The organism is Azohydromonas sp. (genome assembly GCF_035325925.1).
Lineage (GTDB): Bacteria > Pseudomonadota > Gammaproteobacteria > Burkholderiales > Burkholderiaceae_C > Calidifontimicrobium.
Map to the genome: position 1 here is coordinate 1 of NZ_DAOKZA010000076.1, position 9,420 is coordinate 9,420.

The 9,420-nt window shown below is 72.2% G+C and carries 7 protein-coding genes and 1 tRNA gene; 5 read left to right on the forward strand and 3 right to left on the reverse strand.

Going from position 1 to position 9,420, the window contains the following annotated elements:
* Positions 1–91: transfer RNA gene (locus tag PKC53_RS17755), tRNA-Ser, on the reverse strand.
* A 39-nt stretch (positions 92–130) separates the two neighbouring features.
* Positions 131–514 (reverse strand): DUF2237 domain-containing protein, encoded by a 384-nt coding sequence (locus PKC53_RS17760; protein WP_324431055.1) that lies wholly within the window; start codon positions 512–514, stop codon positions 131–133.
* 135 nt (positions 515–649) lie between these two features.
* Here PKC53_RS17760 and PKC53_RS17765 point away from each other — a divergent pair, with 135 nt between their 5' ends.
* Positions 650–2,914, forward strand: coding sequence for an arginine/lysine/ornithine decarboxylase (locus PKC53_RS17765; RefSeq protein WP_324431057.1), 2,265 nt, complete (start codon positions 650–652; stop codon positions 2,912–2,914).
* A 13-nt stretch (positions 2,915–2,927) separates the two neighbouring features.
* Here the strand turns inward: PKC53_RS17765 and PKC53_RS17770 are convergent, their stop codons facing one another.
* A complete protein-coding gene (locus tag PKC53_RS17770) occupies positions 2,928–3,626 on the reverse strand; it encodes a GDSL-type esterase/lipase family protein (protein ID WP_324431058.1) in 699 nt (232 codons plus the stop codon).
* 114 nt (positions 3,627–3,740) lie between these two features.
* Here PKC53_RS17770 and PKC53_RS17775 point away from each other — a divergent pair, with 114 nt between their 5' ends.
* From PKC53_RS17775 to PKC53_RS17790, 4 genes are all read left to right on the forward strand, one after another.
* Complete coding sequence (locus PKC53_RS17775) at positions 3,741–5,180, forward strand: aldehyde dehydrogenase family protein (protein WP_324431067.1); 1,440 nt, start codon at positions 3,741–3,743, stop codon at positions 5,178–5,180.
* Positions 5,181–5,340: 160 nt separating this feature from the next.
* A complete protein-coding gene (locus PKC53_RS17780; RefSeq protein WP_324431060.1) occupies positions 5,341–7,176 on the forward strand; it encodes an FAD-dependent oxidoreductase in 1,836 nt (611 codons plus the stop codon).
* Positions 7,173–9,002: a 2-oxoacid:acceptor oxidoreductase subunit alpha gene (locus PKC53_RS17785; RefSeq protein ID WP_324431063.1), complete on the forward strand. Its 1,830-nt coding sequence runs from the start codon at positions 7,173–7,175 to the stop codon at positions 9,000–9,002. Before PKC53_RS17780 ends, PKC53_RS17785 begins: the two co-directional genes overlap by 4 nt.
* Positions 8,999–9,420, forward strand: a 422-nt coding sequence (locus PKC53_RS17790) for a thiamine pyrophosphate-dependent enzyme (RefSeq protein ID WP_324431065.1), incomplete at its 3' end; no start/stop codon positions are given. The genes PKC53_RS17785 and PKC53_RS17790, both read left to right, overlap by 4 nt.

Consider the following 9,420-nt stretch of genomic DNA (forward strand, 5'->3'; position numbering starts at 1 on the left):
TGGCGGAGGGAGCGGGATTCGAACCCGCGGTGGGCTGTTCACCCACACACGCTTTCCAGGCGTGCGACTTAAACCACTCATCCATCCCTCCGCGGGACGTCGCGACGCTCGGGGCCGTCGCGGCGCGCGATTATCCCACCGCGCTCCACGCGTGCTGCTGCAGCTGCTCGAGCGTGACCACCTGCAGCGCGCGCTCGTGCGTGGCTTCGAGCACCACCGGCGGCGCGCACCCGGCGCGCAGCGCCTCGCGCCAGCGCAGCGCGCACACGCACCACCGGTCGCCCGGCTTCAGGCCGCGAAAGCGCATCGCGGGGCGTGGCGTGATCAGGTCGTTGCCGCGCTCGAACTGGAAGTTCAGGAACGCCGCGGTCATGCGCGCGCAGATCACGTGGCTGCCGTGGTCGTCGTCGTCGGTGTGGCAGCAGCCGTCGCGGCGCCAGCCGGTGAGCGGGTCGTACGAGCAGGCGACGAGCGAGGTGCCGAGCACGTTGCGGGGCAAGGGCGGAGGGGACATCGACGGCGCATCGTGGCGGGAGGGCGAGGCAGTCTAGCCAACGCCAGCCGTCGCGAAGCCGGCGGGGTGAAGCCGCCGCCGCGGCCTACACTGCGCGCTGCGCCAACCCCTCGCCGCCCGCGACGACCGCCCGCCATGCTGCGCTTCCACTTCCCGATCGTCATCATCGACGAGGACTTCCGCTCCGAGAACGCGTCGGGACTGAGCATCCGCGCGCTCGCGCAGGCCATCGAGAAGGAGGGCTTCGAGGTGCTCGGCGTCACCAGCTACGGCGACCTGTCGCAGTTCGCGCAGCAGCAAAGCCGCGCCAGCGCCTTCATCCTGTCGATCGACGACGAGGAGATCGCCGCCGAGGGCGGCGAGGAGGGGCCGGCGGTGCAGGCGCTGCGCAAGTTCATCCGCGAGATCCGCTTCCGCAACGCCGACATCCCGATCTACCTGTCGGGCGAGACGCGCACCAGCCAGCACATCCCGAACGACATCCTGCGCGAGCTGCACGGCTTCATCCACATGTTCGAGGACACGCCGGACTTCGTCGCGCGCCACATCATCCGCGAGGCCAGGAGCTACCTCGACGGGCTGGCGCCGCCGTTCTTCAAGGCGCTGATGGACTACGCGCAGGACGGCTCGTACAGCTGGCACTGCCCCGGGCACTCGGGCGGCGTGGCGTTCCTGAAGAGCCCGGTGGGGCAGATGTTCCACCAGTTCTTCGGCGAGAACATGCTGCGCGCCGACGTGTGCAACGCGGTGGAGGAACTGGGCCAGCTGCTCGACCACACCGGCCCGGTGGCCGCCAGCGAGAAGAACGCGGCGCGCATCTTCAACGCCGACCACTGCTTCTTCGTCACCAACGGCACCAGCACCAGCAACAAGATCGTCTGGCACCACACGGTGGCGCCGGGCGACGTGGTGGTGGTCGACCGCAACTGCCACAAGAGCATCCTGCACGCGATCATCATGACCGGCGCGGTGCCGGTGTTCATGACGCCCACGCGCAACCACTACGGCATCATCGGTCCGATCCCGCAGACCGAGTTCTCGCGCAGCGCGATCGAGAAGAAGATCGCCGCCAACCCGTTGCTCGCCGGCGTCGACCCGAAACAGGTCCGCCCGCGCATCATGACGCTGACGCAGAGCACCTACGACGGCGTGCTCTACAACACCGAAGCCATCAAGGGCATGGTCGACGGCTGGATCGACAACCTGCACTTCGACGAGGCCTGGCTGCCGCACGCGGCGTTCCACCCCTTCTACGGCAGCTACCACGCGATGGGCAAGAAGCGCGCGCGACCCGAGTCGACGGTGGTCTACGCGACGCAGTCGACGCACAAGCTGCTGGCCGGGCTGTCGCAGGCGTCGCAGGTGCTGGTGCAGGACTCGCAGCACGTGCGGCTGGACCAGCACCTGTTCAACGAGGCGTACCTGATGCACACCAGCACCAGCCCGCAGTACGCGATCATCGCCAGCTGCGACGTCGCCGCCGCGATGATGGAGCCGCCCGGGGGCACCGCGCTGGTCGAGGAGAGCCTCAAGGAGGCGCTGGACTTCCGCCGCGCGATGCGCAAGGTCGAGCGCGAGTTCGGCCACGACTGGTGGTTCCGCGTCTGGGGCCCCGAGCGGCTGGCCGACGAGGGCATCGGCCGCGCCGACGACTGGGTGCTCAAGGCCGCCGACGACTGGCACGGCTTCGGCGACCTGTCGGCGGGCTTCAACATGCTCGACCCGATCAAGAGCACCATCATCACCCCGGGCCTGGACGTGGCCGGGCGCTTCGCGGCCACCGGCATCCCGGCGTCGATCGTCACCAAGTTCCTCGCCGAGCACGGCGTGGTGGTCGAGAAGACCGGGCTGTACTCGTTCTTCATCATGTTCACGATCGGCATCACCAAGGGCCGCTGGAACACGATGCTGACCGCGCTGCAGCAGTTCAAGGACGACTACGACCGCAACGCGCCGCTGTGGCGCATCCTGCCCGAGTTCTGCGCCAAGCACCCGCGCTACGAGCGCATGGGGCTGGCCGACCTGTGCCAGGCGATCCACCAGATGTACGCGCAGGGCGACGTCGCCCGGCTGACCACCGAGATGTACCTGTCGGACCTGCACCCGGCGATGACGCCCACCGACGCCTACGCGCGCATCGCGCACCGCGCCACCGAGCGCGTGCCCATCGACCGGCTCGAGGGGCGGGTCACCACCTCGCTGCTGACGCCGTATCCGCCGGGCATCCCGCTGCTGATCCCCGGCGAGCGCTTCAACCGCAAGATCGTCGACTTCCTGCGCTTCACGCGCGCCTTCAACGCCGCCTTCCCCGGCTTCGACACCGACGTGCACGGGCTGATCGAGGAGGTCGACGACGACGGGCGCAAGCGCTACGCGGTGGACTGCGTGCGCGACGACTGAACGCCGCCGCCGTTCAGCGGCAGCGCTGCAGCGCGTCGAAGGCGGCCTGCGCCATGCGCGCGTAGCCGGCGGCGTTCGGGTGGATGCGGTCCGAACGCAGCGCGTCGCGCGACAGCACGTCGGCGACGACGCCGTCGATGACGTGCACGCCGGTGTCGTCGGCGAGCTCGGCGTACAGCGGGTGCGCGTCGGCCAGGCCCACCGCCGCGCCGAGCGTCGGTGCGGGCACGGCGAACAGCATCGGCGTGGCCCCGGCGGCGCGCACGCGATCGACGACGGCGCGCAGGTGCGCGCGGGTTTCGTCGGCGGCGACGCGGCGCAGGAAGTCGTTGCCGCCGCTGGTGATCAGCACCACCGCCGGGCGGTGCGCCGCCAGTGCGTCGTCGATGCGCGCGCGCAGTCCCGCGCTGCGTTCGCCGTCGATGCCGAGGTTGACGACCTCGACGCCGGCGTGCGCCGAGCCGTCGCGCGCCAGCAGCGCCTGCAGCTGCTCGGCGTAGCCTTGGCCGTCGGCGCCGTGGCCGCGTGTCAGCGAGTCGCCGATCGCCAGCACCGTGGCGCCGGGCGGCAGGCGGCACGCGTTCGGCACCTCGCCGCGGGGCCGGCACGCGGCCAGCCCCAGCGACAGGACGAGCGACAGGGCCAGCGTCAGGGGCAGCGACCGGGCCAGCGCGCTCGCGCGCCTGCGCCGGCCGGGCATCGTCGGGGTCATCGGGCAGGGCGGGGCGGTGGCGGACGGGCCGGGATTGTCGCCGCACGCCGGTGCTACATTGCCCGCGCGTCCGCGCCTGGCGGGCGCTGCCGTGGAGACCGCGCCGTGACCGCCTTGCCCGAGCACCTGAACCTCGTCGACGGCCGTGCGTGCCCCGCGGCCGAAGGACACACGATCGAGGTCGTCGACCCGTCCGACGGTCAGCCGTTCGCGACGCTGCCGCGCAGCGGCGCCGCCGACGTCGACGCCGCGGTGCGCGCCGCGCGCGCCGCGTTCGACGGCGCCTGGGGCCGCCTGACCGCGACCGAACGCGGGCGCGTGCTGGCGAGGCTGTCGGCGCTGATCACGCAGCAGGCCGAGTCGCTCGCGCAGCTCGAGTGCCGCGACACCGGCAAGCCGATCCAGCAGGCGCGTGTCGACATCGCCGCCTGCGCGCGCTACTTCGAGTACTACGCCGGCGCGGCCGACAAGCTGCACGGCGAGACCATTCCCTACGCCGCCGGCAGCACCGTGATGGCGCTGCGCGTGCCGTTCGGCGTCACGGGGCACATCATCCCGTGGAACTACCCGGCGCAGATCTTCGGCCGCTCGGTCGGCGGCGCGCTGGCCGCCGGCAACGCCTGCGTCGTCAAGCCGGCCGAGGACGCGTGCCTGACGCCGCTGGCCGTCGCGTCGCTGGCGCTCGACGCCGGGTTGCCGCCGGGGGCGCTGAACATCGTCTGCGGGCTGGGCGTCGAGGCGGGCGCGGCGCTGGCCGCGCACCCGGGACTGAACCACATCAGTTTCACCGGTTCGGCGGCCACCGGCACCGCGGTGGCGCAGGCGGCGGCGGTGAACCACGTGCCGGTCACGCTCGAACTCGGCGGCAAGTCGCCGCAGTTGCTGTTCGCCGACGCCGACCTCGACGAGGCGCTGCCGGTGGTGGTCAACGCGATCGTGCAGAACGCCGGCCAGACCTGCACCGCCGGCAGCCGCGTGCTCGTCGAACGCGCGATCCACGACGCCGTGCTCGAACGCCTGGCGCAGCGTTTCGCGGCGCTGCGCGTCGGGCCGGGCACGCGCGGGCTCGACTGCGGACCGCTGATCAACCGCCGCCAGCTCGACCGCGTGACCGGCCTGGTCGACGCCGCGCAGGCCGACGGCGCGCGCGCGGTGGCGCGCGCCGCGGTCGTCGACGACGCGCCGGCCGGCGGCTTCTACTTCGCGCCGCTGCTGCTCGACGGCGTCGCGCCGTCGCACCCGCTCGCGCAGCGGGAGATCTTCGGCCCGGTGCTCGCGGCCTTCGCCTTCGACGGCGAGGACGAGGCGGTCGCGCTGGCCAACGGCACGCCGTACGGGCTGACCGCCGCGGTGTGGACGCGCGACGGCAGCCGCGCGCTGCGCCTGGCGCACCGGTTGGTCGCCGGGCAGGTGTTCGTCAACAACTACGGCGCCGGCGGCGGCATCGAGCTGCCGTTCGGCGGGATGAAGCACTCGGGCTACGGGCGCGAGAAGGCCTTCGAGGGGCTGCGCGGCTTCACCACGGTGAAGACGGTGGCGATCCGCCACGGCTGATCGCCGCGGCGGCTGTGGCGCCGACGCGCCGCAATGCACGATCGCCGCGGGGTGACCCGGCCGGTCGCCGGGGCGCCGACGTAGACTGGTCCGATCACGAGAGCAACGCTGCGCGCTTCCCGCGCCCGTGCGGGGCGGCGCGCCAGCAGCAGGAGACAGCGTGCGTGCCACCGACACGAGTGACCCGGCGTACTTCCACAAGGTCGTCGATTGCCAATGGGCCTGCCCGGCCCACACTCCCGTTCCCGAGTACATCCGGCTGATCGCGCAGGGGCGTCACGACGACGCCTACATGGTCAACTGGGTGTCCAACGTGTTCCCCGGCATCCTCGGGCGCACCTGCGACCGCCCGTGCGAGCCGGCGTGCCGGCGCGGCCGCGTCGAGCACAACAACCTGGCCAAGCCCGAGCCGGTGGCGATCTGCCGCCTCAAGCGCGTCGCCGCCGACCGCAAGGGCGAGGGCGTGCGCGCGCGCATGCCGCTGGCCGGCGCGCGCAACGGCAAGCGCGTGGCCTGCGTCGGCGCCGGCCCGGCGTCGCTGACGGTGGCGCGCGACCTGGCGCCGCTGGGCTATCACGTCACGGTGATCGACGCCGAGGCGCGCGCCGGCGGCTTCATGCGCACGCAGATCCCGCGCTTCCGCCTGCCCGAGCGCGTGATCGACGAGGAGACCGGCTACGTGCTGAACTCGGGCAACGTCGAGTTCCGCGGCGGCGCGCCGGTCACATCGATGCGCGCGCTGCTCGCCGAGGGCTTCGACGCGGTGTTCGTCGGCTGCGGCGCGCCGCGCGGGCGCGACCTCGACCTGCCGGGTCGTGCCGGGGCGGCGGCGCACATCCACGTCGGCATCGAGTGGCTGGCGTCGGTGTCGTTCGGCCACGTCGCGAAGGTCGCGCCGCGCGTGATCGTGCTCGGCGGCGGCAACACCGCGATGGACTGCTGCCGCTCGGCGCGGCGGCTCGGCGCCGCCGACGTCAAGGTCATCGTGCGCTCGGGCTTCGACGAGATGAAGGCCAGCCCGTGGGAGAAGGAGGACGCGATGCACGAGGGCATCCCGATCCTCAACTGGCACGTGCCGAAGGCCTTCGTGCACCGCGACGGCGTGCTCGAGGGCATGACGTTCGAGATCGTCGAGGCGCGCGTCGACGAGCACGGCCGTCGCCGGCTCGTGCCCACCGGCGCGCCCGACGTGTTCCACGCCTGCGACGAGGTGCTGATCGCGGTGGGGCAGGAGAACGCGTTCCCGTGGATCGAGCGCGACTGCGGCGTCGAGTTCGACCGCCACGGCCTGCCGGTGCTCGACGCGGCGACGCTGCAGTCGACGCGCCCCGACGTGCTGTTCGGCGGCGACGCCGCGTTCGGGCCGAAGAACATCATCACGGCGGTGGCCCACGGCCACGAGGCGGCGGTGTCGATCGACCGGCTGCTGCACGGCGAGGACCCGCGCCGGCGCCCGGCGCCGCACGTGAACCTGATGTCGCAGAAGATGGGCATCCACGAGTGGAGCTACGACAACGCGCCCAGCCTCGACGCGCGCCACAAGGTGCCGTGGGCGAAGGCCGAGGCGGCGCTGGCGAGCATCGCGGTGGAGGTCGAACTCGGCTTCGACGCCGAGGCCGCCTACCGCGAGACGCAGCGCTGCCTGAACTGCGACGTGCAGACCGTGTTCACCGCCAAGCAGTGCATCGAGTGCGACGCCTGCGTCGACATCTGCCCGATGGACTGCATCACGTTCACGCACGACGGCGACGACGAAGCCGAGCTGCGCACGCGGCTGAACGCGCCGGCGACCAACGTCGAGCAGGCACTGTACGTCGGGGCGCCGCTGAAGACCGCGCGCATCATGGTCAAGGACGAGGACCTGTGCCTGCACTGCGGGCTGTGCGCCGAGCGCTGCCCGACAGGGGCGTGGGACATGCAGAAGTTCCTGTTCAAGCCGACCTACGCCGGCCCGGCGTGCCGCGACACGAAGAAGCGCGAGGGGGTGCCGGCATGAAGCCGATCAGCGGCACCAACGACTTCGTCGTCAAGTTCGCCAACGTCAACGGCTCGGGCTCGGCGTCGGCCAACGAGCTGTTCGCCAAGGCGATCCTGCGCATGGGCGTGCCGGTCAGCCCGCGCAACATCTTCCCGAGCAACATCCAGGGGCTGCCGACCTGGTACGAAGTGCGCGTCAGCGGCCTGGGCTGGCTCGGGCGGCGCGGCGGCGTCGACATGATGGTCGCGATGAACCCGCAGACCTGGGCGCAGGACATGGCCGAGCTCGAGCCCGGCGGCTACCTGTTCTACGACAGCACGCGGCCGCTGCCGCCGGGCGCGCTGCGCGACGACGTGGTGGCCATCGGCATGCCGCTGACCGCGATCTGCAACGCCACCTACGAGGACGCGCGCCAGCGCCAGCTGTTCAAGAACATCATGTACGTCGGCGCGCTCGCGGCGCTGCTGGGCATCGACCCCGCCGTCGTCGAGAAGCTGCTCGGCGAGCAGTACCGCGGCAAGGAGCGGCTGCTCGAGTCGAACAAGCGCGCGTTCCACGCCGGCCGCGAGTTCGCGCGCGACCACCTCAAGCCGATCGCGCTGCGCGTCGAACGCGCCGACGCGGTGGGCGAGCGCATCTTCGTCGACGGCAACGCGGCGGCGGCGCTGGGCTGCGTCTACGGCGGCGCCACCGTGTGCGCGTGGTACCCGATCACGCCGAGCTCGTCGGTGGCCGAGGCCTTCGAGCGCTGGTGCGCGAAGTACCGCGTCGACGCCGACAGCGGCGAGAGGCGCTACGCGATCGTGCAGGCCGAAGACGAGATCGCGTCGATCGGCATGGTCACGGGGGCCGGCTGGAACGGCGCGCGCGCCTTCACCGCCACGTCGGGGCCGGGGGTGTCGCTGATGACCGAGTTCATCGGGCTGGCGTACTTCGCCGAGATCCCGGTGACGATCATCGACGTGCAGCGCGGCGGGCCGTCGACCGGCATGCCCACGCGAACGCAGCAGGCCGACCTGATCTCGTGCGCCTGGGCGTCGCACGGCGACACGCGCCACGTGCTGCTGCTGCCCGCCGACCCCCACGAGTGCTTCGAGCACGCGGCGCTCGCGCTCGACCTGGCCGACCGGCTGCAGACGCCGGTGTTCGTGATGAGCGACCTCGACATCGGCATGAACCAGCGCCTGTGCGCGCCGTTCGCGTGGGACGACGCGCGGCGCCACGACCGCGGCAAGGTGCTGAGCGGCGACGAGCTCGAGGCCGGGCGCGAGTTCGCGCGCTACAAGGACGTCGACGGCGACGGCATCCCGTGGCGCACGCTGCCGGGCACGCACCCGAGCCGCGGCGCGTACTTCACGCGCGGCACCACGCGTGACGCGCAGGCGCGCTACTCCGAGGCGGGCGGCGACTACGTCTACAACATGCAGCGGCTGCTGGCCAAGTTCGCCACCGCGGCGACGCTGGTGCCGCCGCCGGTGGTGCGCGCCGCGCCGCGGCGCACGCGGCTGGGCGCGATCTACTTCGGCTCGACGAGCCCGGCGATGGACGAGTCGCTGGCCGCGCTGGCCGACGCCGGCATCGCGCTCGACGCGATGCGGCTGCGCGCCTACCCGTTCCCGCCCGCCGTCGCCGAGTTCGTCGCCGCGCACGACGAGGTGTTCGTCGTCGAGCAGAACCGCGACGCGCAGATGCGCACGCTGCTCGTCGATGCGCTGCAGTGCGACCCGCGCAAGCTGGTGCCGATCCTGCACTACGACGGCACGCCGATCACCGCGCGTTTCGTCACGCGCGCGATCACCGCTCACGTGATCGATCGCGCCACCGCGCCGAAGGAGAGCGCATGACCTACATCGCCAAGCCGCCGCTGCACCACCCGACGCTGGCGCGCAACCGCGTCGGCCACACGCGCCGCGACTACGAGGGCAAGGTCTCGACGCTGTGCGCCGGCTGCGGCCACGACGCCGTGTCGGCGGCGATCGTGCAGGCCTGCTGGCAGCTCGACGTCGAGCCGCACCGCGTCGCCAAGCTGTCGGGCATCGGCTGCTCGAGCAAGACGCCCGACTACTTCCTCGGCGCCAGCCACGGCTTCAACACGGTGCACGGGCGCATGCCCAGCGTGCTGACCGGCGCCAACCTGGCGAACCGCGACCTGCTGTACCTCGGCGTGTCGGGCGACGGCGACTCGGCGTCGATCGGGCTGGGCCAGTTCGCGCACGCGATGCGCCGGCGCGTGCGCATGGTCTACATCGTCGAGAACAACGG